General features: G+C 46.0%; 30 protein-coding genes and 1 tRNA gene. 11 read left to right on the top strand and 20 right to left on the bottom strand.

Going from position 1 to position 25,039, the window contains the following annotated elements:
• Window positions 1-53 precede the first annotated feature (53 nt).
• The 3 genes from dnaG to ACIKP9_RS12190 all read left to right on the top strand — a co-directional run bounded on the left by dnaG (window position 54) and on the right by ACIKP9_RS12190 (window position 3,903).
• Entirely contained in the window at window positions 54-1,784 is a 1,731-nt protein-coding gene (gene dnaG, locus ACIKP9_RS12180) for a DNA primase (RefSeq protein WP_400883274.1), read from the top strand.
• A gap of 99 nt (window positions 1,785-1,883) precedes the next feature.
• A complete protein-coding gene (rpoD, locus tag ACIKP9_RS12185; RefSeq protein ID WP_400883277.1) occupies window positions 1,884-3,806 on the top strand; it encodes an RNA polymerase sigma factor RpoD in 1,923 nt (640 codons plus the stop codon).
• A gap of 18 nt (window positions 3,807-3,824) precedes the next feature.
• Window positions 3,825-3,903: transfer RNA gene (locus ACIKP9_RS12190), tRNA-Ile, on the top strand.
• A gap of 79 nt (window positions 3,904-3,982) precedes the next feature.
• Here ACIKP9_RS12190 and ACIKP9_RS12195 read toward each other — a convergent pair.
• From ACIKP9_RS12195 to ACIKP9_RS12280, 18 genes are all read right to left on the bottom strand, one after another.
• Window positions 3,983-4,192: a KTSC domain-containing protein gene (locus ACIKP9_RS12195; RefSeq protein WP_400883280.1), complete on the bottom strand. Its 210-nt coding sequence runs from the start codon at window positions 4,190-4,192 to the stop codon at window positions 3,983-3,985.
• 14 nt (window positions 4,193-4,206) lie between these two features.
• Window positions 4,207-6,093 carry an ATP-binding protein gene (locus tag ACIKP9_RS12200; RefSeq protein WP_400883283.1) on the bottom strand — a complete coding sequence of 629 codons (1,887 nt, stop codon included), beginning with the start codon at window positions 6,091-6,093 and terminating at the stop codon, window positions 4,207-4,209.
• The gene (locus tag ACIKP9_RS12205) at window positions 6,086-7,312 is read right to left on the bottom strand and encodes an SIR2 family NAD-dependent protein deacylase (protein WP_400883286.1); all 1,227 of its coding nucleotides are present in this window, start codon (window positions 7,310-7,312) and stop codon (window positions 6,086-6,088) included. Before ACIKP9_RS12205 ends, ACIKP9_RS12200 begins: the two co-directional genes overlap by 8 nt.
• Before the next feature lie 112 nt (window positions 7,313-7,424).
• Complete coding sequence (locus ACIKP9_RS12210) at window positions 7,425-8,999, bottom strand: replication endonuclease (protein WP_400883289.1); 1,575 nt, start codon at window positions 8,997-8,999, stop codon at window positions 7,425-7,427.
• A 139-nt stretch (window positions 9,000-9,138) separates the two neighbouring features.
• Complete coding sequence (locus ACIKP9_RS12215) at window positions 9,139-9,330, bottom strand: helix-turn-helix transcriptional regulator (protein ID WP_400883292.1); 192 nt, start codon at window positions 9,328-9,330, stop codon at window positions 9,139-9,141.
• Between the two features lie 141 nt (window positions 9,331-9,471).
• Window positions 9,472-10,215: a hypothetical protein gene (locus tag ACIKP9_RS12220; RefSeq protein ID WP_400883295.1), complete on the bottom strand. Its 744-nt coding sequence runs from the start codon at window positions 10,213-10,215 to the stop codon at window positions 9,472-9,474.
• Window positions 10,212-10,538 (bottom strand): helix-turn-helix domain-containing protein, encoded by a 327-nt coding sequence (locus ACIKP9_RS12225; protein ID WP_400883298.1) that lies wholly within the window; start codon window positions 10,536-10,538, stop codon window positions 10,212-10,214. The genes ACIKP9_RS12220 and ACIKP9_RS12225 overlap by 4 nt, the downstream gene beginning before the upstream one ends.
• Window positions 10,535-10,795, bottom strand: a complete 261-nt coding sequence (locus tag ACIKP9_RS12230; RefSeq protein ID WP_400883301.1) for a type II toxin-antitoxin system RelE family toxin — start codon at window positions 10,793-10,795, stop codon at window positions 10,535-10,537. The genes ACIKP9_RS12225 and ACIKP9_RS12230 overlap by 4 nt, the downstream gene beginning before the upstream one ends.
• A 37-nt stretch (window positions 10,796-10,832) precedes the next feature.
• Complete coding sequence (locus ACIKP9_RS12235; protein ID WP_400883304.1) at window positions 10,833-12,044, bottom strand: tyrosine-type recombinase/integrase; 1,212 nt, start codon at window positions 12,042-12,044, stop codon at window positions 10,833-10,835.
• A 257-nt stretch (window positions 12,045-12,301) separates the two neighbouring features.
• Window positions 12,302-13,297, bottom strand: a complete 996-nt coding sequence (locus ACIKP9_RS12240; protein ID WP_400883306.1) for a phage integrase — start codon at window positions 13,295-13,297, stop codon at window positions 12,302-12,304.
• A 3-nt stretch (window positions 13,298-13,300) separates the two neighbouring features.
• Window positions 13,301-14,485 carry a zonular occludens toxin domain-containing protein gene (locus ACIKP9_RS12245; protein WP_400883309.1) on the bottom strand — a complete coding sequence of 395 codons (1,185 nt, stop codon included), beginning with the start codon at window positions 14,483-14,485 and terminating at the stop codon, window positions 13,301-13,303.
• Window positions 14,482-14,805 (bottom strand): DUF2523 domain-containing protein, encoded by a 324-nt coding sequence (locus ACIKP9_RS12250; RefSeq protein ID WP_400883312.1) that lies wholly within the window; start codon window positions 14,803-14,805, stop codon window positions 14,482-14,484. Before ACIKP9_RS12250 ends, ACIKP9_RS12245 begins: the two co-directional genes overlap by 4 nt.
• A 1-nt stretch (window position 14,806) precedes the next feature.
• Window positions 14,807-16,273: a virulence factor TspB C-terminal domain-related protein gene (locus ACIKP9_RS12255; RefSeq protein WP_400883315.1), complete on the bottom strand. Its 1,467-nt coding sequence runs from the start codon at window positions 16,271-16,273 to the stop codon at window positions 14,807-14,809.
• A gap of 105 nt (window positions 16,274-16,378) precedes the next feature.
• A complete protein-coding gene (locus ACIKP9_RS12260; protein WP_230349028.1) occupies window positions 16,379-16,603 on the bottom strand; it encodes a major capsid protein in 225 nt (74 codons plus the stop codon).
• The gene (locus tag ACIKP9_RS12265) at window positions 16,590-16,892 is read right to left on the bottom strand and encodes a hypothetical protein (RefSeq protein WP_400883319.1); all 303 of its coding nucleotides are present in this window, start codon (window positions 16,890-16,892) and stop codon (window positions 16,590-16,592) included. Before ACIKP9_RS12265 ends, ACIKP9_RS12260 begins: the two co-directional genes overlap by 14 nt.
• A gap of 146 nt (window positions 16,893-17,038) precedes the next feature.
• Window positions 17,039-17,254 (bottom strand): hypothetical protein, encoded by a 216-nt coding sequence (locus tag ACIKP9_RS12270; protein ID WP_400883322.1) that lies wholly within the window; start codon window positions 17,252-17,254, stop codon window positions 17,039-17,041.
• 5 nt (window positions 17,255-17,259) lie between these two features.
• Window positions 17,260-17,556: a hypothetical protein gene (locus tag ACIKP9_RS12275; protein WP_230349031.1), complete on the bottom strand. Its 297-nt coding sequence runs from the start codon at window positions 17,554-17,556 to the stop codon at window positions 17,260-17,262.
• 2 nt (window positions 17,557-17,558) lie between these two features.
• Window positions 17,559-18,794: a replication initiation factor domain-containing protein gene (locus ACIKP9_RS12280; RefSeq protein WP_400883325.1), complete on the bottom strand. Its 1,236-nt coding sequence runs from the start codon at window positions 18,792-18,794 to the stop codon at window positions 17,559-17,561.
• A gap of 198 nt (window positions 18,795-18,992) precedes the next feature.
• Between ACIKP9_RS12280 and ACIKP9_RS12285 the strand changes: the two genes are divergently transcribed.
• Window positions 18,993-19,220 carry a hypothetical protein gene (locus ACIKP9_RS12285; RefSeq protein WP_400883328.1) on the top strand — a complete coding sequence of 76 codons (228 nt, stop codon included), beginning with the start codon at window positions 18,993-18,995 and terminating at the stop codon, window positions 19,218-19,220.
• Here the strand turns inward: ACIKP9_RS12285 and ACIKP9_RS12290 are convergent.
• Window positions 19,215-19,394, bottom strand: coding sequence for a MerR family transcriptional regulator (locus ACIKP9_RS12290; RefSeq protein WP_245835130.1), 180 nt, complete (start codon window positions 19,392-19,394; stop codon window positions 19,215-19,217). The two genes, ACIKP9_RS12285 and ACIKP9_RS12290, sit on opposite strands and share 6 nt — an antisense overlap.
• 117 nt (window positions 19,395-19,511) lie before the next feature.
• Between ACIKP9_RS12290 and ACIKP9_RS12295 the strand changes: the two genes are divergently transcribed.
• The 7 genes from ACIKP9_RS12295 (at window position 19,512) to ACIKP9_RS12325 (ending at window position 23,820) form a co-directional block, all read left to right on the top strand.
• The gene (locus ACIKP9_RS12295; protein ID WP_400883331.1) at window positions 19,512-19,787 is read left to right on the top strand and encodes a helix-turn-helix domain-containing protein; all 276 of its coding nucleotides are present in this window, start codon (window positions 19,512-19,514) and stop codon (window positions 19,785-19,787) included.
• 52 nt (window positions 19,788-19,839) lie between these two features.
• A complete protein-coding gene (locus tag ACIKP9_RS12300; RefSeq protein ID WP_400883333.1) occupies window positions 19,840-20,166 on the top strand; it encodes a hypothetical protein in 327 nt (108 codons plus the stop codon).
• A gap of 39 nt (window positions 20,167-20,205) precedes the next feature.
• Window positions 20,206-20,832: a DUF2726 domain-containing protein gene (locus tag ACIKP9_RS12305; RefSeq protein ID WP_400883336.1), complete on the top strand. Its 627-nt coding sequence runs from the start codon at window positions 20,206-20,208 to the stop codon at window positions 20,830-20,832.
• Complete coding sequence (locus ACIKP9_RS12310; RefSeq protein ID WP_400883339.1) at window positions 20,825-21,553, top strand: hypothetical protein; 729 nt, start codon at window positions 20,825-20,827, stop codon at window positions 21,551-21,553. The genes ACIKP9_RS12305 and ACIKP9_RS12310 overlap by 8 nt, the downstream gene beginning before the upstream one ends.
• A gap of 140 nt (window positions 21,554-21,693) precedes the next feature.
• Window positions 21,694-22,788, top strand: a complete 1,095-nt coding sequence (locus tag ACIKP9_RS12315; protein WP_400883342.1) for a hypothetical protein — start codon at window positions 21,694-21,696, stop codon at window positions 22,786-22,788.
• Window positions 22,785-23,210 carry a hypothetical protein gene (locus ACIKP9_RS12320; RefSeq protein ID WP_400883345.1) on the top strand — a complete coding sequence of 142 codons (426 nt, stop codon included), beginning with the start codon at window positions 22,785-22,787 and terminating at the stop codon, window positions 23,208-23,210. Before ACIKP9_RS12315 ends, ACIKP9_RS12320 begins: the two co-directional genes overlap by 4 nt.
• A complete protein-coding gene (locus tag ACIKP9_RS12325) occupies window positions 23,200-23,820 on the top strand; it encodes a hypothetical protein (protein ID WP_400883347.1) in 621 nt (206 codons plus the stop codon). The genes ACIKP9_RS12320 and ACIKP9_RS12325 overlap by 11 nt, the downstream gene beginning before the upstream one ends.
• Window positions 23,821-24,041: 221 nt before the next feature.
• On the opposite strand, the gene nhaR is transcribed toward ACIKP9_RS12325, so the two are convergent.
• A complete protein-coding gene (gene nhaR / locus ACIKP9_RS12330) occupies window positions 24,042-24,935 on the bottom strand; it encodes a transcriptional activator NhaR (RefSeq protein WP_400883350.1) in 894 nt (297 codons plus the stop codon).
• Window positions 24,936-25,039: the final 104 nt, after the last annotated feature.

The following is a 25,039-nucleotide window of genomic DNA, read 5'->3' on the forward strand; positions in this document are numbered from 1 at the left end:
GAAAAGGGAGCTTCGGGCTCCTTTTTTGCTTTTTTGCGCTATTATTTTCACTCATGATTCCTGATTCTTTTATTCAAGAGTTGCTCAATCGCGTCGACATCGTCGATGTGATTGATCGTAGCGTGCCCTTGAAGAAGGCGGGAGCCAATTACTCTGCATGTTGCCCGTTCCATAACGAAAAATCCCCGTCTTTTACCGTGAGCCCCACCAAGCAGTTTTATCACTGTTTTGGCTGTGGTGCGCATGGTTCTGCGCTGGGCTTTGTGATGGAGTATCAGGGCATCAGCTTTGTCGAGGCGGTACATGAGCTTGCCAAGTCGGTTGGCATGATCGTGCCTCAGGAGTCGCGCCCAGAGGATGCGGTGCGGGCTAAAGTTATCCCAGGCTTGCAGGAGGTGATGCAGCAAGCGGCGGATTACTACAAGGCGGAGTTGAAGAAATCACCACGTGCGATTGAATATCTCAAGGGGCGCGGTTTGAGTGGCCAAGTGGCGGCGCGTTTTCAGATTGGATATGCGCCTTCCGGTTGGCAAAACCTGGAAGCTGTATTCTCTGATTATCGCCATGAAGTACTGCAAACTGCAGGCTTGGTGATTGATAACGAGCAGGGGCGCCGTTATGACCGTTTTCGTGATCGTATCATGTTCCCTATTCATGACCAGAAGGGCCAGGTGATCGGGTTTGGTGGCCGAGTGCTGGAGAGTGCTGATGCCGGCGCGAAATACTTGAATTCTCCAGAAACGCCCTTATTTCAAAAGGGTCATGAATTGTATGGCCTATTTCTCGCGCGACGAGCTATCCGCGAAGCATCGCGGGTGCTTGTTGTTGAGGGATATATGGATGTGGTGGCGTTGGCACAGTATGGTATTGACTATGCTGTGGCTGCACTCGGTACGGCGACAACACCTACTCATATCACCAAACTCATGCGCCAGACGGATGACATTGTCTTCTGCTTTGACGGTGATAATGCCGGCAAAAGTGCAGCTTGGCGTGCGGCGATGAATGCATTGCCTGCACTAAAAGATGGATTGCGGCTGAGTTTTTTGTTTTTGCCAGCCGAACATGATCCGGATAGTTATGTGCGCGAATTTGGCAAAGAGGCGTTTGAGGCCTTGATGGAGCGTGCTTTGCCTTTGTCGCAATATTTAGTGCAGGAGTTGAGTGCCAATAATCCGCTGCAATCGCAAGAGGATAAGGTGCAGTTCCTCAATGAGGCTGAGCCTATCCTGAAGCAGATTCAGGCGCCTAGATTGGCGCTGTTGTTGCGCAAGCGTATTGCGGAGTTGGCGGAAGTTTCTGGCGATGAAATGCGCCGGATGATGAAGCTGCCGGAAACTAATCGTCCGCAAAAGCGGTCTGCTCCCAAGCAGGCGCGTACCACCATGTCGTTGCAGCGCCGGTTTGCATTGATGGCGATCATGCAGCCGCGGTTGGTGCAAGAGAATGATCGGGAGTGGTTAACAGGAGCCTCCGATGAAGATGAGATGGTGCGCCAGGTGGTGGCATTGGCACTAGCAAACCCTAATGCCAAGCCGGTTGCCATGTTGCATGCACTGGAGCCGCTCATTGATGTGCGCTTGCTGCCGGATTTGCAGCGAGAATTGCATCAGTTGGATGAAAGCTTGGACTTGGCATTGGAGTTTGATGGGGTGCGCAAGCAATTAAAGGAAATGTCTACGCAGCGCCAGAAAGCGTTTGCGGTGGATAGGCTCAAGGAGAAGAGCTTGAGTCAGCTTACAGATGAAGAGCGAGAGCTATTGAAGTCCATTGGCACTCGCTAAGCGTGCCGTGGCAGATAGTAAAACTGCTAAAAATTGTAGGTGTTTTTAAGGTATAATCTAGGGTTTTTCGTACTCAACCGCAGTTCGATGGGGTCAAGCATGGCTAAAGAGCAACAGAACGACAATCAAAACGACAAAGCTGATATCACGCTGAATGACGCGGATATACGTCGCACGCGGTTGAAGTCCCTTATCGTCTTGGGTAAGGAGCGTGGGTATCTGACTTACGCTGAAATTAACGATCACTTGCCAGATGATGTGCAGGATTCTGAACAGATCGATGGCATTATCGGCATGATCAATGACATGGGTATCCAGGTGTATGAAGAAGCACCGGATGCCGAAGCTCTGCTGATGTCCGATGCTCCTGCGCCGGTAGCTGATGAAGATGCCGTTGAGGAAGCTGAGCAAGCGCTATCCACTGTTGACTCCGAATTTGGCCGTACCACTGACCCGGTGCGTATGTACATGCGCGAGATGGGTACGGTTGATCTGCTGACCCGTGAAGGCGAAATTGAAATCGCCAAACGTATCGAAGATGGTCTCAAGCATATGGTGCAAGCTATTGCAGCCTGTCCCAGCACCATTACTGAGTTGCTGTCTATGGTGGATCAGGTCGAGAAAGGCGAACTCGGGGTTGATGATCTCGTAGATGGCTTGATTGATGCGGATGATGGCTTAGGTGCCGAAATCGCGGCCGAAGAGACAGCCGAGACAGATGATGTCGCCGAAGAAGACAGCGACGAAGAAGACGAAGATGATGATGGTGCCAAGGCAGCTGCGATTTCTGCAGAAGCGCTGGCCAAGCTTCGTGAGGAAGTGTTGGCACGCTTTGCCATTATTCGTGGTGCCCATGAGAAAATGACAGTGCTTTTGACAAGCAAAGGCTCTCAGGATAAGGAATATCTCAAGCTGCAAGCAGCTATTATTGATGAGCTGATGGCTTTCCGCTTCTCCGCGAAGCAAGTTGAGGCTCTGTGTGATCGTGTACGTGGCATGGTGGATGAAATCCGTAGTCACGAACGCAAGATCATGGATTTCTGTGTTGAAAAGGCTGGCATGCCTAGGCCTCATTTCATCAAGAGTTTCCCTGGTAATGAGGGCAATTTGGAGTGGTTGGCGGTGGAGTTGGCTGTCAATAAGCCTTATGTAGAACGCCTGGAGCGTTTCCGACACTCGATTGATGATCAGCAGCAGCAATTACTTGATATTCAAGATCGCGTAGGTATTCCGATCAAGGAGCTCAAGGAAATCAACAAGCAGATGTCTACAGGCGAAGCCCGTGCGCGTCGTGCCAAACGCGAAATGATCGAGGCTAACTTGCGCCTAGTGATCTCTATCGCCAAGAAATATACCAACCGTGGCTTGCAATTCCTTGATTTGATCCAGGAAGGCAACATTGGCTTGATGAAGGCAGTGGACAAGTTCGAATACCGTCGTGGCTACAAGTTCTCGACTTACGCTACATGGTGGATCCGTCAGGCCATCACCCGCTCCATCGCAGATCAGGCGCGTACTATCCGTATTCCTGTGCATATGATCGAAACCATCAATAAGATGAATCGTATTAGCCGCCAAATCTTGCAGGAAACAGGGCTCGAGCCAGATCCAGCGACCCTAGCGGAAAAGATGGAAATGCCGGAAGATAAAATCCGTAAAATCCTCAAGATTTCCAAGGAGCCCATCTCCATGGAAACGCCAATTGGTGACGATGATGATTCCCATTTGGGCGACTTTATCGAGGATCAGGCAACTTTAGCTCCTGTTGACGCTGCCGTATATGCAAGTTTGCGCGATGCTACCAAAGAGGTGCTAGAATCGCTGACCGCAAGGGAAGCCAAAGTACTGCGTATGCGCTTTGGTATCGAAATGAACACTGATCACACCTTAGAAGAGGTCGGTAAGCAATTCGATGTCACGCGTGAGCGTATCCGTCAAATTGAAGCCAAGGCATTACGCAAACTGCGCCACCCAACTCGCTCAGAACGCCTGCGCAGTTTCCTCGAAACTGGCAACGACTAAAAGCGCGACAAGCTTTCAGGGCCTCTAGCTCATGCATGGTTAGAGCAGCGGACTCATAATCCGTTGGTGCCCGGTTCGACTCCGGGGAGGCCCACCATAAAATCAAGGGGTTGCGAGATAATCGTAACCCCTTTTTATTTTAGTAGCCCTATAGTAGCCATTGAAAACTAGAGTTTTTAGATTCTAGAGAATCTATATATACCTCTAATGTTTGCTGAAAAGTACTGACCAACTGATCCAGCAGAAATTAAGTCAGTGTAAACATTTTCATTTACATCAAAATATTGATAGATAGAGCCATTTAGAAATTCGATTTCTAAAGTGGATGACTCTGGGTCGTAGCCAATAGACCCGATATTGGATGAGGCTACAGGTGTTCTGTCCATATGAATTCCCTTCTTTATTTGTTACTTAGTTTCTTGATTCTTGGGTTCTGCGCGCGCCATGCTTCAATTAATTCAGAATAGTTAGGATTAGCTTCCATTTTAATTCCCCATCCCCCAGGCTGCTGGGATATCTCAATTGGAACTTCGTCGTAAACCACGGGGTCTTGACTATCAGGTCGAGCATTCTTAGGTGGTGGGTCAATTAAAGTACGCATTGGCAGTTTAACAGCTTCACCCAATATGATCGCTTCACCAGTCTTCAGTATTGGGAGCATATTTGTTAAGCCTTCAAGGTTATCTGATAGTGTCGAAGTTACCTGTGATCTATCCGATGAGTTCGCAAGACGTAATGCAAAGAAGGTCCCGCACTGCGAGAGAATGGTAGGATTAATTTCAGAAGGGCGTTGACTAACTATCATGGCGCCGATGCCGTATTTTCTACCCTCTTTAACAATTCTCTGAACAACCTTTGAGGCAAGTCCTTTAAAATCGTCGTTTAAATATATGTGAGCTTCTTCCATAACTATTAGTAAGGGGCGATATTTACCACCTTGAGATAAGTTTCTTGCCCAGAATAATGCTTCATAGAGGATGCGTAATAATGCACCAATTACAGTTTGAAGAATATCTGAAGGAACGCCTGAAAGATCTAATACTGAGATATTTTTTTGGGTACCAATCCAACCCTCTATTAAAGAGTCTAAATCGTTATGCGTTTTACCATCTTCATCTGCAATCCAATCAGCAGGTCTAAATAAAAAACTATATCTTGGAATTCTTAACTTCGTACCTAAAAGAGTTATTTGCTTACCAATATTAAGAGCTGTATTGCCTGGAAGATGGTTGATTTTTTCAGCATCGCCTTGATCATTTTTTATATTCTTGAAAATTGGTGGAATACCTAGCTGAGCATTTCCAATGAGTTCATTGCCGTTCTCATCAATTTCGAAAGCTAAGTTATTAAGCGGTTTGCCGGGATTTTTGCTGTAATAGGTCCCGAAGGTTTCAATGTAGAGTTCATACCATAAATTATGAATGTTAAATGGTATGGGAGTATCAACACTTAGAGTGTCTAAATCAACTCCAGCTTTAGGATGGTTTTTTAAAGACTTAGCTTTTTCTTTATGTATCCTTTCCATTACTATATTTTTATCTTTTTCATTATTAAAATCCCCAAAACAAATTTCACAAAGCTCATCGAAATTTAAAGCCCAGTAAGGTATGTTAAGTTCCGTTTCAATGTTTGAACTTGCTGAGTCTGGATTGATTTTATATATATTTGCTTTATTTTTGAATGCATGACCGTATTCGCCATGAAGATCAAGCATTATTATTCTTGAAGATGGATATCTTTCATTATCTGATAATGCATTAATTAGACTTGCGACAGTAGTAGATTTCCCTGAGCCAGTTGTTCCAACAACAGCACTATGTCGAGTAATTAATTTATTCACATCTACTAATGCAGGAATTGAATCAGCATTGGAAACATGACCAACTTTAACAAAGTAGGGTTTATCAGGTCTACCGTAAATACTATTCAATTCCTTCTCAGAAACGAGATGAACTTTATCTCCGATTGTTGGGTATTGAGATAATCCTCTTTGGAAATTACCATCACGTTGAGACTCACCTAAAAGCTGCACTGTCATCCATCTATTACCAGCCATCTCAGAACCAATCATACTTGCAGGGATGGCGCTTGCCCCAACTTGGCAAATAATTCCGTAAAGATCGTATAAGCCAATTGGTATTCTTACGAATCCACCTATCTGTCCCGCACGATAACCTTGACCATTAATATATATAAAGCCAGTTACAGAGCGACTTGAAATTACTATGCTGACAGTTGTCCCGTTAACATCATGAACATCACCAAGATATGTTTCATTACTAGTCATTTGAAATATCCTTGGTGGTTCCTATTATCTTTTTAAGGTATTGGGTAAAGTTGTTAAAATCTCCAAGTGGCATCTTTAAAACTTTCTTTTTATGCTCGCTACCCTCAATATCTGAATCAAAAAATTTGATAAAGTCATTATATGTATCTGAGTCTTCGTTATTTTTTAACTTTTTCCAAGTCCCAAAATTTGTACCAATAATTGCATGATCATTAGTCCAAATATTTAGGTTGTGTTGTTTTTTTGCGAGTTTATAAGCTTCTGAGTAGGATTCTTTTCCATTCTCATCATAATAATCACCAAACATCAAACCTAATGCCATCGCAGTTGGGTTCGATTTAAGGGCATTCATTATCGTGTCATTTAAATGACCATCGTTGAAAGAGTATCCACAGAAAATCAAAACTGATGATTTTTTTCTTAAAAATCTATTTAGTTGGTCGATTAATGCCAAGTATGGCATTTTACGGCTTTCATCATATTTTAAATGGGATGGATAAATAAGATGAGAAGCATCTGATTTTATTTCAGACGATCTATAAACTTTATTCTGGCTATTATTTTGTTCTTGGTACCAGCTGATTGATCCATGAATTTTCCAAAGTCTTGTCCAGTGAGAAGGAATTAGGTTATCTTCTAAAGCTCTTAAATCGAAGAATGACCTACGTGATCCAACAAAACCATCGAAATATGGCACTTCATTATCTTCTAAAGATTGCTCTAGCAATAAATCATAATTTGTTGTAAATATTTCAATGGCAGTTTTTCTATCAATTGATCTAATCCAATTGCACAGTCTATGATACGGAGTTTCTTCATCTGGTAGAGCTACATTAATTTTATCAACAATGATTTTGCAGATCTGTTTTTCTAGATTTTCTAATTCTTTTTCATTCATACCTCGGACATCACCACCTTTGGATACAGAGTGCATCAACCTAAGATAGCTTAGAATTTCTTCTATATTTTCACAATTTTTATCAGCTACTTTAAGAACGCTAAGGAGTTTAGTAAACGATTCATCAGATGCCAATTTTTCACTTATATGTAACGTAAGCTTTTTAACGTCGGGTATCAAAGGCCATTCACCTGCTGGCATTTTTACAGATAATGGACATCCTGCAGATATGAAAAATCCAATTGACTCATTATCTTGAGATAGTGATTGTCTTAGGTATTGTAAATGTCGAACTGGATCATGAAAGGATTGCTCACTCATAATTATTCCCCGGCCATTAAAATAGTAAAAACGAAATATATGATAAATTATTCTTGTTAGTATCACATGAATTTACAACTACTGATCAATAAGCCGGGAGTGCGTACAGTTATTAACAGAACTCCAAGGCGGCTTCGCCGCTGAGGTCGGTGCGGTGCGCGAGGTTTCGCGCATCCGCGCCGCCCCCGAGCGGCTCGCTTGCATATGGGGTTGCTGTAGCATGTACTGCCGCTTCAAATCTCTTCTGTAGTTTCTTCATTGTTGTCATACTCCATTGATGAATGCGCGTTTTCAGTCGCGTAGTGTTGGCGATGACGCCGATGATCTGCTTTCCGATGGGGTCGCCATATTTCCCCAGCTCTTCTGAGTCATGCTTGTCTAGTTGGATTGGCAGGTCTTTTCTGAGTGGTGCTGCCCCACCTAGTGTTTTGAGAAACTCTGCCCATTTGCCAGTATCGGCAGCTTCAAAGGCTTGCGTGATAATCCCTTCTGGGGGTTGTTGCTTGTTCTTTCTGAGTTCGCGCCAAATGGTGACAGGTACGCCACCGAATTGTTGAAATTGCCTAATGCCCCAGGTGGAAGCCCAGGCGGTGACACGTTGGGCGGATTGTTTGGCATCTAATCCGTCTTCATCCTGGTCGATGGCATGACCATCTATATTCTTTGAGATATATTTGGCTATGTAACCAATCGCACTGCCTTTGCTTTTGTCGATTGACTTGTGAGTGAAGCGGTGTTGTTTTGCGCCTTCTTCATCGCCGTCAGTTTCTAGGGCGTAGTGCTGAAAGATTTGCCGAATAGGTTTGATATGCCGCTGGTCTGCAAAAAGAAGAATATGCCAGTGTGGTGTCCCGTCTTGATGCGGTTCAGCAACACGAAAGCCATAGACCTCGATGTTGTCTCTTTTTAGTTTGGAGCGTATGCGTGCCCATACCTGTGATAAGTAGCGTTGAGCTTGTTTTGGTGTCGTTCCATCAAATTTTGCGTTGGGGCGGTTGGATTTGGATTGTCTGGCGTGCATCCTGGAAGGGCAGGTAATCGTTAGAAACTCCCCAACATGGCCTAGTTCATTGGCGATGGTTTCAAAACCGTGAATGCGGCACATGAGTTCATTACGGCGGTTTTTCGGATTGGCCATCCCACGTGCAATCAAGTTCTCCAGCATGAAAAACTGCATGTCTTCATTCTCTGCAATCAGGTGGCTCAATATGCGTTGGTTACGTTTTTGTTGTTCCTGGTAGCGGTGGAAAGATTCGTCACTGATATAGAGGCCTGCATGTTTGTGTACGTTTCCCCAGCGGATGGCCTCAGTTTCTAATGCCTTTGCATGGGCGCGCCTTAATTGTCTGTGCCACCATAGTTCATCCCATAGGCGCCGTAATATGCCCCTGGGGCTGATGTTGGGGGTGTAAAGGTTGGGTGGCCTTACGCCATATTGTTGAGCTAGCTTCCATAGCCGAACGACGGCTTGCACTTCATCTGGAATAATCATGGCAATTTGGCGCATTTCCTGGGCATGCTTTTTAGCGAGCTGCTCTAATTCGTAATCGCTGGCGGTGAGTGGGATAGGATTTTGTTGTAGCCGCTCTTGTTCTGCCAATAAATAGAGGTTGGCTTCTCGTCTGGATTCAAATATGTACTTTTCTTCGTATTCCCTGGCGGCTTGGTAAGCAAAGCGTCTGGGCAAGCGTCTAAAAATACCTTCACGCCATTGTCTATCTGGGTGGCCTTGTTCATGGGGGTGAATAGATTGCAGTACATATTCGGCTTGTACTGCACCAGGGGCGGAAAAGTCCCGGATATTTGTAGTCTGCATGATTCGCCCTTTATTGGCTGGTCGATTGGCGCTTGCAGGATTCTATGTATTGCATGAGGTCGCTTAAGCGATAGCGAACTGCACGGCTACCGATCTTGATAAACGGAACGCGTGCGCCTGCCCAGCGGTCACGTTCAAGGAATGCAATGCTGACACCCAGGATAGGGGCAGCTTGTTTGGTGGTGAGAAGTTGCTCGATCATGATGTTGTCTCCAGCTTTTTGAAATTGGTGGAGACAGCATGCCGAGCTTGAGCGGGAAATAAAAAAGGGTTTTGGTTGATTCCGAGTTTTAAAAGTCGGAAATTTCACCCACCTAGTTTTGAGCTAGGCGTAGCAAGGGTTTTAGATTTTCTCCAACTCTGGAAAATTGATGTTTTCGGTCAAAACTCCGGGATGGTTTTTATTGATTTCCCCAGTTTCCAAGTCTATGAGGTATGTCATATTCTTGGGTCTACCTGTTCCACGTTCATTCTTTAATGGATCAAGGCCGCTAAAATAACCTTTTACTGTTTCATTGGTTGGGTATGGTTTGTTATGCCCGAATGCAATCTGGCGGAAAGCTTTGCTCTCAGCCATGTGGACGGGGTGGATGTGGGGGTCAATTTTCCAGAATGCCTGGGCTAATGCACGGCAAGCGGCAATGTCTTTTTCTCTTTGTGATGCTGGTTTGTCTTTCCAGGCTTCGGGGACTTGTGATATTGAGTTATCTTCGAGCCAGAATTCGGGTAGAGCCAGAAATTGTTCCTGACACCATTTGAGCAGTTCTGTTCTTGAAATGTAGAACAGCTTGAGAAAGTCAGGGTCTATGTGATCTTTAAAATAGGTGTTGCGTAGTCGCCAAAAAACTCCCCAATCAAGGATCATGTTGAGGAGCGTTTTTTTGGTGATCATCACTAAGTAGTTGTCCGCTCGCCTTAATGATAAGTGAGTTAGCATTGCTCCACGCGCAAGTTGATGAATGCGGATTTTGACTTTGTCGTCTAGTGTTTCTAAGGTTGCTGACTCGGGGTCAATGCCTACCCATTTATGAGCAACATTCCAGATGCTCTCGTACTCAATGCCTTTTAGTGGAACCGTATTTTTCATTTGCCTAATGCGGTATTGATTCGCTCAAGTAATTTTGGAGATACCTTGTCCTGGCGTTCAACCTTGCTGATGTAGGCTTGGGTGACTGTTAGTCTTGCAGCAAGTTCTTGTTGTGTGACACCTGCTTTAATGCGTGCGAGCGCGACAGGGTTGTCTATATAGTCCTCCAGGATGAAGGGTACATATTCATCATCGTCATCAATGGGCGCTTCTTTAGCTATGAGCTGGTCTTCGATTTTGTCTTTAAGGGCTTCATAGACAGCAATGGGCAGCAGGACGTATTCGTCTTTGCCATCAAGAGATTTGATTGTCTGTAAGGTCATTTGTAAGCATCTCCACGCGGTTTGAGTTTTTCAATCGCAATAATTTTTACATCATCTTGGCGGTCATAAATAATGCGCCAGTCTCCAACCCTAAGTCTGTAGTACGGCTCACCTTCTAATTTTTTGGTGTCTAGCTCTGGATTGTCGGGGTTGTTTGCCAGTTGCTCGATTTTTTCAACAATCCTGAATCTGTCTGGACGTCCAAGGCTTTTCAGTTTCTTTTCTGCTTGGCGTTTGATGTATAGGGTGTAGCTCATGATTGTATTACCTATTATAGGTTATATTTGGTTATATTCAAGACGCCTGAGTTATATTCGATTGTTTGAGAATGTAATCTGTAATGCGCTGCATTGGTTCTCTCAATCGCTCAGGGTTATCAATGATGTAACCTGCTGTGACGTCTCCAGACATTTTGTGATTGATTAGACGCTTGAGAGCATAGGCGGAAATGTCCAGGCTTTCCGCAATGGTAATGAATGTCCGGCGTAAGTCGTGCGGGGTGAATGTCACGCCGGAATGCTCTATCACTTTACGCATTTGGGGGCGTGGGTCATTCATATAGCCCTTAATGCCAGTGCTAGGGAAAACATAAGCGCTATGTGTGAAGTTGTTGGCATGCCTTTTTTTAAGCATCTGATAAAGATGGTCGCTTAATGGCAGGGTGTGGGGACGTCTATTTTTTGTGTCAGGAATGGTAAGTGTCATTTCTTTTAGATTGACGTATTGCCATTCCAGGCCCAATGCTTCTTCGCGTCTTAATCCGGTGAAAAGTAGCAACAGCAAATAATCACGAACGCATGTGCTATTTACACTTTGGGAGTATTCCGGCAGATTGATCACGCTATTGACGAAAGCGGGTAGCTCATTGGGCTTGATGACAGTCTGCCTACGTTCCACGCGATACCATGATCTGGTTTGAGATAGTCGCTTTGTCGGGTTTTCCTGGATGATGGGATTGCCTTCTGAGTCTTCATATTGCCCACTGGCAAAATTGAAAATTGCCCGAATGAATCGCATGGATAGGTTTGCCTGGGCGGGGCTTCTTGAGCCTATGTCCCGATGTTTCCGTTCAATCATGTCTTTGCTGATTTCATAGATGGGCTTGTTCTGCCATTCAGCAAAGTAGGTGTTCATGAAGCGGGTGTAATCGTAGATGGTACGGGGCTTTAATTCGTTTCTGGCTTTGAGGTATGACTGAAAAACCTGCTGTAGGGTGACGCTCTTGGCTTTTTCGGTCTTCTTAATGTCATTGGGATTTATGCCACGGGCAATCATGCCAAGGATGCTTTTAGCTTCTTGCCTGGCTTGCTCGGCAGTGAATACACCATGATGGCCTATAGTGACGCGTACCGTTTTATTGTTGACTTTGCTTTCGGCAAAATAGACTTTGCTGCCAGAGCCGATTCTGAGGCCGAAGCCTTTTAGTTCGGAGTCTCGGCAGAGCATTTGGCCCGTGTCAGGGTAGGGTAGGGCATCGACTATCGACTTGGTGAGTTTGTATGCCATGACGACCACTTAAAAAATTAGTAGCCGTATAGTAGCCTAAATATTTAAAACTATGGAAGAGGGTTTTTTGTAATTTAAAACAATAATATGTTTATAAACAGTAATATATAAAACAATATCAAAAATCCTAAAACTGTTTAAAACCTATCTTTTAGAACTCATAATCCGTTGGTGCCCGGTTCGACTCCGGGGAGGCCCACCAAAGAATCAAGGGGTTACGTTAATTCGTAACCCCTTTTCTGTTTCTGGTGTCAACACTACGTCAACATTGCTAGAGGGTTGAAGGTTTTTGCTTCTTGCAGGTGTTCTGGTGCGAGGTGCGCATACTTCATGGTCATGGTGATTGAGCTATGACCAAGGATGCGTTGCAGGGTGAGGATGTTGCCGCCGTTCATCATGAAGTGACTGGCAAAGGTATGGCGTAGGACGTGGGTGAGCTGGCCTTGTGGTAGATCAATGTCCAGGGATGCAATGCAGCGCCGGAAGTCTTCATAACAATCCTTGAATAGACGCATCCCGAAGCCTTTGAAAGAGCGGTTTGCTATTTCATCGGCAAGATCTTGCGTGATCGGTATGGTGCGGTTTTTACCTGACTTGGTTTTAGTGAAGTGGATCTGGTTGTTTTTGATCTGACTGGTCCGCAGTTGTTCAGCTTCGCTCCAGCGTGCACCAGTACTGAGACAGATCTTTGCGACTAGATAGGTGTTGCTCTGCCTGGGCTGGAGTGCGCCCAGAAGGATCTTGATTTGCTCGTGATTGAGGTAAGACAACTCACGCTCTTCAAGCTTGAATTGCCGGAGATCTCGCAAAGGGTTCTCTTTGGTCCATTCGCCTACGCGGCGCAATTCGTTGAATACGGCACGCAGGTAAGCATGTTCCCGGTTCATGTTGTTGGCGGTGACGCCATTTTCTATGCGCTTGGTGCGGTAGGTTGCAAACATAATTGCATTGAAGGTATCAGCGGTAGGGTTGTGCATGGCTTGTGCCATAGATAGCAAGCGCTGATAGGTATCTTTGCCTGATCTTAGTTGATTGCCGTGGTGTTTGTACCAGAGCTCGATTAGATCTGTGAGGCGGCGATTATCTCGCTTTTGTGGTTGCCATGCTGGCGTCTGAATCACCTGGGTTTTCACCCAGGCTTCCCAGGCCAAAGCTTCAGCTTTGGTTTTGAGCGTCTTGCGGAAGCGCTTCGCGCCCCGGCCACCTGGCTGGATGTCGACCAGCCAGCCGGAATCAGTTTTCTTAATGGTCATGGATCAATTGCTTTGATTCGGGTTAAACGCCCACTGCGAAGCGGCAGTGCGTTCGCGTGCTATCTTCGACGGGCTACGCACTTCGTCAGCTTGTGGCTGACGAACGTCTACCGACGCGGGTGCTACCGTCTCACCCTGACGGGCTTCGGACGCAGCACGCTCTAAGTCACGCCGTGCAAGCTCCTCCTGGCGCTGTCTGTCAGCAAGAAGCCTTTCCCGCTCTGCCTGCTGGCTCAGATCATTGGCCGACTGCCCCGGGTTGAAGTCCACGAACATGCCACCCTGGATGATCTGCTTGCACAAGTATTCCGGGGTGGCGACGGGGGTGCCTTGTTGGCTATAGCACTTGCACTGCCCCCGGAAATCGACGCAAGCAGCGGGCACCGGCACGGTGATGGGTTCTGTGAGCTTGTCATAGACGGGCGCGGTATACGGCAAGCCTGGCACACGTTCCTGCCGTGCCTCTAGCCACGTTGGTTCCTCTTTGACGTATTGCCTGGCTGGTGCATACGGCTGGCCTGTTGGGTTAACAACTTTCTCCGTCTGTTCTTCCAGATTCTCCGGCGTGTGGTGATCGGTAAAGCCGTTGATGGTCTTCATTGCATACCAGGCCACGCCAATGAACAGAATCGGCATCAAGACCACCAGTACCAGGCGCGCCGGGATACGCTTCTTCACGGTATGCAGATCCGCCGACTTGTACCAGCCAAATACCTCCTTCGGATAGACGAAGTGTTTCTCGATAGAGCCTTTCAGGCTCTTGACGTTCTCACGGACGGATTGAAACTCATGGATAGTCGACTTCTGGAAACCATAGAAGCGCACGACATGGAAGTGACGGCCAACGAGCCTGCGCACGTTGCCGTCAAGCAGCATCGGGTGTTGCGTGATCAGGAACAAGTCATGACCAGAATGCCGGTGTACTTCCAGTTGGCTGACGTACTTAGGCACCGCAGCGCCATTGGCACGTGGCCGGAATGTGGTTTGGCATTCATCAATGACGATGATCGCGCCCTGGGGACACTCCGTCCAATCCTCGCCTTTCTCCATCTTTTGCCAGTCGAGGGTGAGTTCAGGAATACCGTGATAGAACACAGGCCGCATTTCCTGATCGGCCATATCCTTGATGGTCTTGAGCGTGAACAGGCTTTTACCTGAACCTGGCAGGCCAGTAATCAGTGTAATCATTTGGTGATCCCGAACTTGGTCATGAGGCCACTGGTGACACCCTGGATCACCAGGCGAGCGCTATAGGCACTCGCCAGCACGTTGAGCGCCTTATCAATCTTGAGTGTCCCCAGCATGCCCATCATTTCCGGGGAGACAGCGCTAAAGCTGGTATAGGCATGCTGCATGAGGTAATTGATCAACACATCCACGCCCTGGTAAGTGATGAAGCCAAAGCCCAGCGCAATGAGCAGCTTGACCAGGCCGTGCATGATGGATTGACCAAAGCCGCCAATCAGCGCAGCAACGATCCAGGAAGCAATACCAAGGAGAGCAGGCATATCAGATTAACCCCACGATACGAAGGGCAGCGAGATAGGCCGCTGCCAACAGGAAATAGCCGATCATTTCAAGATAAGGACAGATCTTGCTGAACGGCACCGAAACCGAATGGCCACCAATGGAGAACTGCACATCCGAGATACACGAAGCCCCGAAGGAGTAAGGGCCAGCATCCGACACCAGGGAGCCGACATTAACCGTGCGATTACCATCGCCCTCACGATTCAGGTAAGCCGTGACGTCTTCGTCATTCTCACCATGTAGCAAGCGCTGGCCTTGTGTAGCTGCATTCTCGAATTGCTGCATGCCCTCGACGTCATCACAACGATCCTGGTGAATCTTGCGCGCCATGGCGCAGTTAGCCGCATCACCTTCACATTCCCAGGAACCACAACCACCGCCCCAAGTGCCTTTACCTTCTTCTTTATCTGCATCCTTGCAGACTTTGGCATTGGGATTTTTTTGACAGTAGGCTTCCTGCGGTTCGCTGGTACTGGTGGTGCTGCCGTCCGGGTTGGTAGTGGTTTCCGTCACGGTAGGTTGTGATCCTGCCCCGCTGCCTGGGGTGATGGTAATCACTGGACTAGGAGTGATGGTCGTCGTCGGTTCAGGATTGGGATTCTCAGGCGTAGGCGCCGGGGTTTCTGTCTTGACGGTAGGCTTGGGTGCTATATCGACGGGTTTGCCACCTGGTGTGCCTGGCTTGAGACACATGACGGTGGTAGTGCCGTTGGTGGTATAGCTGCCCCAGGTCATGCCTTTCTTGGCACAGTCGCATTCCGGGCATGGATCAGGCAGGTCTTGTTTTTCTGGTGCATCCTCAGCACCGTCAGGCTGTTCGTCTTCGGGGGCATCACAGGGAACCCCGGTATTGTCTTCGACGTCCGTCCACCAGGTTTTAACAGGCTTGCCATTGTTGTCATTACTGACGACCAAGCCCCAGGCATCACCCAGGCTGTAGTAGCAGCCATTGAAGCAGGACAGGGTACCGCGTGCGGTTAAGGGTTGTTCAGTACCGCAGACGCCATTGCAGCCGGGTGTGCATACCGTAGGTGTTTTACAAGAGCCATCAGCTTGCCTCACTTGCCCTGTAGGGCATGGCGTGACGTTGATGCAGGTCATCGGAAACAGCGCAGGAGAGGATAAGCCATCCTTGTATGCCATGGTGCCGCCAATACCAGTGCAATTGTAATTCTCACTAACACTATGATAGTTACCGGGGAAACCGTTAGATGTACCAAGGCAGTTATAGACTGGACGTTGCGGATAAAAAACAGTTTGCTGAATGCCAGTATATATCCAGCCCGACGTTCCAACAGCAGCAGCACATGACAACTCAGGAGTATCACGAGAATATGATCCCGAACTTGTTGCGTAGGTTTTATTGGCGTTCACAGTATCGGCATGCACCATCGGCGCTAGCAGCAAGAGCAGCACAACCAATATCAAGCGTTGAACAGTATCCACAGCGCCCCCAGTATGCCTAACATGACGATCCAGCCTTCCATGTGATCCCTCGTAATAAAAAAGGCCATGAGGGCTTTACGCTCATGGCCGATGGGTTACATTGGTTTAGTTACCGCGAATGCTGTTGTAAGCCTTCTTGGTACCCCATACCAACAGCATGGCGACACCAACCGCAGCCACCGCAGTCACGGCATCAGCAAACAAGGTGGTGATTTCTGACACGTCGATAGCAGCACTCGCACCTTGAGAAGCCAAGGCCAGAGGTGAAGCGACAATCGCACCCTTGATCAGACGAGTGCCATACTTACGTGCTTGGTTAATTGGTTTCATTTGATTCTCCTTCTTTCAACATATGAATGACCGCACGGAATGCGGCCGCTATTGCCCAAAGCAGCCCAATGGATAGGCTGATCTGAACTCCTTCAGCAGCGGTGAGATGCATCACACCGTTCTGCAATTCGGTAGGACTCACCACGAGCGCTGTGCAAGTGGTGTAGTCGCTTGGTTGGGGTTCCATGACCTGGTATTGGCCGGAACCGTAATCAATGAGGCATTGCATTTCTGGCCTTGAGTTCCAGGTCAATGATCTTGCGAACCAGGCGGGTAAATAAGGCGACATGCACAATCCCGCTCACCACAAACCCCAACAGAAAAACGCCTAGTAAGAGTTGCCACTCAGAAAATAGAATCATGCGAACCCCACAACGAGCATGCCGCCCAGGCATAGGCCGATTGCCAGCCATAACAAGTTAGTGATGAGGCGAGTCATGAAATAACCTCCTGTTCTGTTTCAGGGACGAGTTCCCAGGCAGAAAACACTGCATAGTCGTCGTCCAGGTTCAGGCGGGCCGTATCCACCGCTTCATGCGGGCAATAAAGTCGCCCAGCTTTCTCCGCGAGGTTGGTGTAGCCCAATTCCTCGGTGAGAAAAGCACCAGTGCTACGGCACTGAATAATGTAGAAGCGGCGGAAATCGGTCATGATGGTTAGGCCGCAGTCTTAAGTTCGGATTTGCCGACCAGCTTGAAGCCCTGGCAGACAATGCCCTTGGTGGTCATTTCCAGATCGAGTTCAGCTTCGACGGGGTAGGGCAGCTGCTTCAATTTCTCGAAATTGACAGAGGTGCCAAAGGTGACGGTTTGCGCGTTGAAACCAACCTCAGAGCCTGCCGAGGTGGAAACAGGCATCACGATATGGATTTTGGTGAAATCGTGCTTGGTGCCTTCAACTACATCGTTGAAGAAACGAGCACCCAGGACAGTAGCTTTAGTTTTGAATTGCATGATTAAATCCCTTCACAGATAACAGACATGACAAGGGGCATATGGTCCAGCGGGGAGTGATGCATACTGGAGTCAACATGCCGGAAAGATGGAGGGAGTACGCCCTTGGGGAGCTTGCCCTCTCGTTTGATTAACTCAAGGACACGTTCAGCCGTCCCCTCGACGTTAAGCATCAGGTTGATAGCGGCACCACACTGGCGTTTTAGCCATTTCTTGGTGCGCTCATAGGAGATTTCGACGGTTTTTTTTACAGTCAGGATTCGTTCCGCAGTGTCAGAGAAACTGGCGAATACGGGATAAGCCGCTGCAAAGTACTCGTGTGGGAATTTAAGGACGTCAAACGGTATAACTCGGTCAACTGACTTGAATTCGACTTCAAGCCGCATCCACGGCGAATCTGCATCACCAAGCTGTTTGCCCTTTTCATAGCCTCGGAAAAACTTCCCATTCGAGCGGTTGCCAATGTAGACGGATCGCCCCTTACCATTAGGACGCTTCCAGTTGCCGCGTTGCTCGATATCAGGATTACGCCCGCCACAGTTGAAGCCTCCATTGTCGTAATGTTCAACCAGGGATTCAGGCGTAAAGAGCTTTCCCGCTACATCGTCGTAAGTCAGGTCAATACGCGTGATCTTTGGGTTGATAGCAGATTTCAGGAAATCGAAGGTACGTCTTTCCCACGCACCCCGAGCAGCAGCGCAGCCTTCACCAGATAACGAAATCAGCACGCTATTACGTTGCCCACCGTAGCAAACGAGGCCATAGTTTTCGCCCAGGACATAGGACGTATGGTAGAAATTGGCTCCCTTGTCCCGCTTGGAGGTAATGCCGAATCCAAACAGGGATTCACACACCATGGAAACGGACATAATCACTTCCTGATCCGTTACAGCACCCTCAAGCACCTGGAATGTGTCTTCATGCACCGTGAAATTCAGCCAGTCGATAAAACACACCTTCGAGGAATAGTGTTTCCGGGGTAACACTTCCTTGATCTTCCCACCCTCAAGAACGAGATTTATAGACTTTCCCCCCGTATTACCTAGGGGGGAGGCCAACACGGCTGCGCCGCCGTCGGCTACGCCCGCCGGGAACGCAGCCGCGATGGCCGCATCCATGGCATTCACACTCTCTTTTAGTCCTGCATTAATCTTCTTGAAGTCATCAGGTGTCAGGCGTGCACGTGCAAGCACATGTGCATCAGCGTGGAGAATGGGACGTTTCTTGATGGAAGCCATTAATGGATGAGCTCCAGTAAATTATTGAATTTGAAATGAAATTTCCATTTGTAGGAGAATGCGAGTATGGTGATAAGTTTTCCAGCTATTGACTCATAGCACTCAGGAGTAACTTCTTGTTCCCGTCTAATCGCGTGTCCATCAACTATCCGAGCCAATCTCTTTGGAATTTCCATCCCCCCCGGAAAGGATTTAGTTATGTACGCTTCGTTTGTATTAATGATCGAAAACAAATTTGTCGCCACAGATGGCCCAAAAGGCACAGGCCTTAAACTCGTCGATTCCATTGAGGATGCAGACAGACTGACGTCATATGCTGAGGCGTTCATCGTGGCGAGCCATTGGTTATTGGATGATTGGAAAATCATTGAAGTAGCCCCTGATAGGCCTGAGTCCGGCTTCGGGTTTTCAGGGCTTGCTTCATAGCGAGAACTCTTGATCTAGCGCGTGTTTATTCAGTAGCGCTAGGTTTACAAGGCGGTATTTTCCGATCTCAACCACAGGCAAATAACCGCGATTAATCCAGCCCGTGACGGTGTCTTCTGTCACGCCCACAATCTCTGCAAACTTCTTGCGTGACATCACTGGCACGGATGGCATTTGACTTGTATCTACTGGACTGTCCATAATCGCGTTAGGCCCCTTTGCATGTCATTGGATGTCTATATGTGTATTCACGTATACGTTAAGTCACACTGTAAGGATATTCACGCACACATGTCAAGTGCTGCTGGTAAAAAAATAAGAGCAATCCGTGAAAGCCTCGACATGGGCAGGCAGGAGTTCGCCGATTTAACAGGCATTCCTAAAGGCACGCTTATTGGGATTGAGCAAGATAGGCACGAGCCAAAAGCCGGAGTGTTAGAGATCATTGCCGGACACTGGCCAGAGTACGCAGCTTATTTGCTGACAGATAACACTAATGTGAAACAGAGAAACCCCGAGGTAGAAGCTTTGGCCCGGGAATTGGAAGATCAGAAAAAGGCGAGTTAATCGCTCGAGAAGTAAAACAAAGATGGTTTAGGTAAGTGCCTGGGGAGGGAATATGCTTTGCAAAAACTGTGGTGAAGATAATTCATTAGGACGTACACGCTGCCTGATCTGTTCCGCATCTCTTGAAGATGAATCCAAGGAGCAGTCATCTACTCAAACTGACGTATCAAAAGAAGCACAAAAGAAATCATCTCCCACTGAGAGTATGGGCTCATGGGTTGGCGTGATAACTGCTATCGTCGCTTTTCAATCAGCAGTGCCTTATATATTCACTCCAAAAATTGACGGTAGCTTCGACTATATCCAAATGATATGTGCAGGTATCGCTGGAGCTCTAGGTGGGTTCGTAGGGAAAGTTATAGGAAGCAAATTTAACTAACGTGCAGTATCACTAAACTTTTTGGGAGGGACTTTAGTGATGAATGTCAGTGGCATTATTTCGGGGTTCTTGCCCTTATTGCTCATATTTCTTGCACTTCAACTGCTTGTTAAGTCATTTCGCCCTAAGAAGCGCTGGCGACCAAAATCTCGCAAGGTGGTGCAGTTCAACAAGCCTGAACCAGCAGAAGCACCACAAAGCCAACCCGCGCAAACGCAATCCCTAGCATCCCACAAAACCCTAGCTGCCGATCTCCCCTATGAGCAGCGCAAGCCACTAACAGCCTCAGAAGCAGTCTTTTACTATCGCCTAGTCAAAGCATTGCCTCAATGCATCATTCTTCCCCAGGTGCAGTTAAGCAGTTTCATCAAACTCAAAAACGCAGCATGGTATGTGCGATTAGGTAACTCATATGCTCTGCATAACCGAATCGCCCAACAAAGCGTTGATTATTTAGTTTGCCTAAAAGACTTCACCATTGTTGCAGCCGTTGAGCTGGACGATAGATCACACGCGAATAAGGCTAGGCAGAAGCTAGATATCAAGAAAGAAGAAAGCTTAAAAGCGGCTGGAATTGCCTTAGTGAGATGGCACGCCGAGCAAATGCCATCTGCCGAAGCCATCTATAAAAGATTCTCTACAGAGCAAGAGACAGTGAATGAATAATAACGAGATAGAGTTTCTTAAAAGAAGGCCTCGCAGGGAAACGCCACATGGCCTAATCGCTTTTATCCTTGCCTCGATAGTCGTATCAGGTGGCTTGTATGTGCTCTATCAGCACAAAACCAACAGGCCAACCGCGCAAGAGCCATCCCCAGTCACTCAGGCAGAGCAGCCAAGTAATGCCTGGAATCATCCTCCACAACCAAGACATACCGAGCAGCAGGCATATCAGCCCAAACCAGAACCTGCTTATGTACCGTATCCCAACAAACCCACCGTATTCAAGTGTAAGCATCCAGACGGTAGCACCATGTATAGCGAATCAGCATGCAGTACTGGCGCAACTACCCAGATAGTCAGTGTTGAAGAAAATGTCATTGATTCAAGTGCACTAAGAAACAAAGCCAATCAAATGCGCGCTATGACCGTGCGTGGCGACGTGGATGTATTGCGTGTTAGTGATGTTCGATATATGTCCGAGACAGATGTGTGGAAAAGAATCAAAGAACTGGAAATGGATTTGCAATCTATTACGGCCAGCCCGGAAAAAATGAGCGCAGCTAGAACAGAAATCAATATTCTCAAAAATAGAAAAGTCAGAGAGCTAAGTTACGACGATGAGAATGAGCGTGCAGGGTTACGCCGCTTACTGAATAGTCATGATGGTGGTACTCGGCGCGAAGCATTGAATCAATTGAATTATCTATACAGAAGGTACGGATAGTTAATAATGCTAGATACGAATTCCTAGAATTATTTTTATTTGGGTAATTTCTTAATACTTTCAATTATTTAATGGTTAAATGATATTCGATATTTTTTAATAAACAATAAAAGAATTTTAACGAGCTGGGGAGAAGTTGAATGAGTAATCATGAAGTTGTTCTTGCTGAAGTCTTTGAAATTGCTAGAAGCCATATGAGTTGGACATCAATGCGAGCTGCATTGAAAGACCAAAACATTGTAATTAGTATAGGATGGGATAAAACGTATAAAAAAATACTCGAATCCTATAAAAAGCCAGAAGAAATATTAGCTATAGCTGAAAAAGTAAAAGTAATTTACTTAAATAGCATTTGGTATGGTAATAAGGTTCTCAGGATAGGAAAAATTAATCCTAAATATATTCCACAGATAATGACGTCTCTTGAAGGATTGAAAATTCAAGATTCTGAGTTTAAGAAAACATTCCCATATCCAATTGATATAACTACTCTAAAGCAATGCAGTATATTGCCCACTCTTGTTCACATTAAGAAAGAAACTGATTCCTTACTTTTAATTTTTTGCGCCAAGAGACACTACTTTGAGAGAGAAACATTTGAAATTGATGCATTAACTGATTCAGTTAAGAAAGCATTTGGTTCATACGATTCATTAGTTGCATTAAGGCATGTTGAAACTCAAGGATTTGATACTATTAGAATATCTAGCGATGGGTATGTAGAGTTTGGGGCAGATTTAATTGATAAAATAGGACTGGACGACCACCGAATGTTTATAGGTAACCTTATCGGTGAGTTTTACGGCTATATGAAACACTTATTAAAGTTAGATGATAATGAGTTGAAAATTATTAGTTACTCTGGGCTTTTGCAGAAACTATATAGCGAAGAAGATGGAAGAATAGTTGAGATTGGACATGATACTGGAACCACTGGTGGTATTGTTGAAGAGAAAATGCGTAGAAAAACTATGGATGTTAGAGATGAGAATTTCCATAAGGGTGGTATGGAGGCAAGCACAGGAGTTTCTTTATTTTCATTAGGAAAAACTTGGACTGTTGCAGGATCGGCAAGTGAGCCAGAGTTATTACTTCCGGGATCTATTCGAACTTTGGCAAATAATAGTCAAGGAACCTATGAGGCTATTCTGAAAGGATGTATCACCCAAGCTCATTATGGTTGGATTATTTCAAAAATTAAGCAATATTTAGATGAAGATTCATCAAAAAAGTGAATAACCCCGTATTAGAGATTGAAACCAGGATTAGGAGAGACTTTAATGGGTCTCCCCTGGAAGGAGCATGTCTTGATCTGTTTCATTTTTTAATAGATACACCTATTGAGAACCTAAAACATATTTCATTTGCCAATTTATTCAAAATTACTAATGAATCATTAGATGCTAATGATTTGGTGATAGTGTCCTCCTATATGGCAGGATATATAGATTTTCTTAAAGAGTGTTTTGAATTCATTGATGAGGATAATAATTCTTACGATCTAGATGTTGAAGATGTTCAACAGGCGAGACTGGATGGATTTTTAATTCATCCAGAAAGTGGTGATGCGATATATCAAGCTGATGCTTATATATTTATTTATTTTCTGCCTGGGAATGGTTTGGTAAGGGTGAAAGAATTAATCAATGACAAATAATCCAAGCCTACAGGATTTAATGACGGTTTTAAATAATCCTATGGCAATGAATCAAATTAATCTCTTTTTGGCAACTACTTATGAACAATGGGTAAGTGTACTGTATGAACAATTAGACAGTGCAATTGAGCGAATGGAAGACGGCGCTTCTTATTATCAAAAAAATAGTAATGATGAGGATACGTTAACACATCACTTAATTAACCCTCTTTCCCAGCTTGGATATAATGCAACGCATGATACTTATACCAGAGGGCATGTAGATATAAAAATAATTCACCGAAGTTTTGTTTGGCTTGGCGAGGCAAAAATTTACAACAGTTACACCAAATTACTTGATGGATATCAACAGTTAACTACTCGATATTCCTCAGGAGATGTAAATAAAAATCAAGGGGGAATGCTGATTTATTATTATGGTAGAAATACGAAGAGAATGATGAATGCTTGGCAAAGAAAACTTGGAGGACATGATAGCCGTATTAATTTCACAGATTGTTCTAGAAGACCAGAGCTCGCTTTTATCTCAAATAAAATCCACGAAGTCTCTGGATTGGAATATCGGATACGGCACATTCCGGTAATGCTTCGCTATAGCCCAAAGAAGTAAAGGAATAGCAATGCAACAAAGTGTCAACCACAAAGAAATTTAAAGATGTGTCATGGTGATTTTTGATTGCTAGCATCATGATTTTGAATAACGATGGAGCCTAAAGGTCGGGTGATGCATTTACTCATAATCCGTTGGTGCCCGGTTCGACTCCGGGGAGGCCCACCATAAAATCAAGGGGTGACAATTGTTTTGTCATCCCTTGATTCTTTCTATACGTTTTAGTTAAAAAGAAAAAGTCGGTCTGCTGACTCATTAACTGCGATGACTGCGGGATGAGGAGCTCGTTTTGGCACGGAAATAGCATAGAAGTGCTGGGTGAATTCGTTGGTTTCGGCGATTTTAATGACGTCATATTCTTGTTCAATTTCATCTGCTATGGCGGATGAAACCGTGAAAAAACCTGTACCTGCAATACCAAATGCCTTCATGAGCGCGCTATCGTCAAATTCTCCGACAATGTTGGGGGTAATGTGCTGTTCATTAAGCCAGCGCATGATTTGCCTTTGTAATAGGCTGTCCTCACCCATAATGAGCATAGGCGCACGATGAAGTCGTTCAGGAAACTGGCCAGGATATTTCATGGCTAATTCTTTTGTGGCAAAGAAAGCTGTGCCACTTTCTCCTAGTTTATGGCTAATGCCAGTGATGTTTACCTCGCTTGGCATGGGGCGGTCTGCTAGGACGATATCTAGCTTATGGATGGCAAGCTGAGAAAGTAGTGCCTCAAAATTGTCTTCACGACACACAATGCGAATTGGGTCTTCAAGCTCCATCGCTGCGGATAGTAGATGATAGGCGATGGATTTTGGGACGAACTCTGCAATGCCAACCGTAAATACTCTCGGGCGCTTCTTCGGTTGATGTTGCAGCGTTTCTTCCAGCATGTTTCCAATTTCAAAGATGCGTTCAGCATATGGCAAGGCAAGGCGACCAGCATCGGTAAGCTCAAGTCCACGTCCAACGCGTTTGAATAAGGTGACATTTAAATCTGCCTCAAGCAAGGAGATTTGCCCACTCAGTGTTTGAGAGGTTACACCTAGTTGCTCGCTCGCTTTCACCAAGCTGCCTGCCTTAGCGACGGCCCAAAAATAGCTGAGTTGCTTGTAATTCATATATCCCCCTCCAGTGGCAGGATTGGTCAACTCTTCGATTTTACCGAAGTATTGATCAGTTGATCGTATGTTTTTCCCAAGGGATTACTCCAGTATGATTCACC

The organism is Methylobacillus methanolivorans, assembly GCF_044751345.1.
GTDB lineage: Bacteria > Pseudomonadota > Gammaproteobacteria > Burkholderiales > Methylophilaceae > Methylobacillus > Methylobacillus methanolivorans.

Excerpts from the sequence above, each read along its gene's own strand:
- ACIKP9_RS12225 (WP_400883298.1), bottom strand. The coding sequence starts at position 10,538 with ATGACCTTACAGACAATCAAATCTCTTGATGGCAAAGACGAATACGTC.
- ACIKP9_RS12250 (WP_400883312.1), bottom strand. The coding sequence starts at position 14,805 with ATGCCTGCTCTCCTTGGTATTGCTTCCTGGATCGTTGCTGCGCTGATT.
- ACIKP9_RS12265 (WP_400883319.1), bottom strand. The coding sequence starts at position 16,892 with ATGTCGCCTTATTTACCCGCCTGGTTCGCAAGATCATTGACCTGGAAC.
- ACIKP9_RS12295 (WP_400883331.1), top strand. The coding sequence starts at position 19,512 with ATGTCAAGTGCTGCTGGTAAAAAAATAAGAGCAATCCGTGAAAGCCTC.
- ACIKP9_RS12220 (WP_400883295.1), bottom strand. The coding sequence starts at position 10,215 with ATGAAAAATACGGTTCCACTAAAAGGCATTGAGTACGAGAGCATCTGG.
- ACIKP9_RS12300 (WP_400883333.1), top strand. The coding sequence starts at position 19,840 with ATGCTTTGCAAAAACTGTGGTGAAGATAATTCATTAGGACGTACACGC.
- ACIKP9_RS12315 (WP_400883342.1), top strand. The coding sequence starts at position 21,694 with ATGAGTAATCATGAAGTTGTTCTTGCTGAAGTCTTTGAAATTGCTAGA.
- ACIKP9_RS12325 (WP_400883347.1), top strand. The coding sequence starts at position 23,200 with ATGACAAATAATCCAAGCCTACAGGATTTAATGACGGTTTTAAATAAT.
- ACIKP9_RS12310 (WP_400883339.1), top strand. The coding sequence starts at position 20,825 with ATGAATAATAACGAGATAGAGTTTCTTAAAAGAAGGCCTCGCAGGGAA.
- ACIKP9_RS12240 (WP_400883306.1), bottom strand. The coding sequence starts at position 13,297 with ATGACCATTAAGAAAACTGATTCCGGCTGGCTGGTCGACATCCAGCCA.
- ACIKP9_RS12215 (WP_400883292.1), bottom strand. The coding sequence starts at position 9,330 with ATGATCGAGCAACTTCTCACCACCAAACAAGCTGCCCCTATCCTGGGT.
- ACIKP9_RS12245 (WP_400883309.1), bottom strand. The coding sequence starts at position 14,485 with ATGATTACACTGATTACTGGCCTGCCAGGTTCAGGTAAAAGCCTGTTC.
- ACIKP9_RS12305 (WP_400883336.1), top strand. The coding sequence starts at position 20,206 with ATGAATGTCAGTGGCATTATTTCGGGGTTCTTGCCCTTATTGCTCATA.
- ACIKP9_RS12205 (WP_400883286.1), bottom strand. The coding sequence starts at position 7,312 with ATGAGTGAGCAATCCTTTCATGATCCAGTTCGACATTTACAATACCTA.
- ACIKP9_RS12195 (WP_400883280.1), bottom strand. The coding sequence starts at position 4,192 with ATGGACAGAACACCTGTAGCCTCATCCAATATCGGGTCTATTGGCTAC.
- ACIKP9_RS12260 (WP_230349028.1), bottom strand. The coding sequence starts at position 16,603 with ATGAAACCAATTAACCAAGCACGTAAGTATGGCACTCGTCTGATCAAG.
- ACIKP9_RS12270 (WP_400883322.1), bottom strand. The coding sequence starts at position 17,254 with ATGACCGATTTCCGCCGCTTCTACATTATTCAGTGCCGTAGCACTGGT.
- ACIKP9_RS12275 (WP_230349031.1), bottom strand. The coding sequence starts at position 17,556 with ATGCAATTCAAAACTAAAGCTACTGTCCTGGGTGCTCGTTTCTTCAAC.
- ACIKP9_RS12285 (WP_400883328.1), top strand. The coding sequence starts at position 18,993 with ATGTACGCTTCGTTTGTATTAATGATCGAAAACAAATTTGTCGCCACA.
- dnaG (WP_400883274.1), top strand. The coding sequence starts at position 54 with ATGATTCCTGATTCTTTTATTCAAGAGTTGCTCAATCGCGTCGACATC.
- ACIKP9_RS12230 (WP_400883301.1), bottom strand. The coding sequence starts at position 10,795 with ATGAGCTACACCCTATACATCAAACGCCAAGCAGAAAAGAAACTGAAA.
- ACIKP9_RS12290 (WP_245835130.1), bottom strand. The coding sequence starts at position 19,394 with ATGCCATCCGTGCCAGTGATGTCACGCAAGAAGTTTGCAGAGATTGTG.
- ACIKP9_RS12280 (WP_400883325.1), bottom strand. The coding sequence starts at position 18,794 with ATGGCTTCCATCAAGAAACGTCCCATTCTCCACGCTGATGCACATGTG.
- rpoD (WP_400883277.1), top strand. The coding sequence starts at position 1,884 with ATGGCTAAAGAGCAACAGAACGACAATCAAAACGACAAAGCTGATATC.
- ACIKP9_RS12235 (WP_400883304.1), bottom strand. The coding sequence starts at position 12,044 with ATGGCATACAAACTCACCAAGTCGATAGTCGATGCCCTACCCTACCCT.
- nhaR (WP_400883350.1), bottom strand. The coding sequence starts at position 24,935 with ATGAATTACAAGCAACTCAGCTATTTTTGGGCCGTCGCTAAGGCAGGC.
- ACIKP9_RS12200 (WP_400883283.1), bottom strand. The coding sequence starts at position 6,093 with ATGACTAGTAATGAAACATATCTTGGTGATGTTCATGATGTTAACGGG.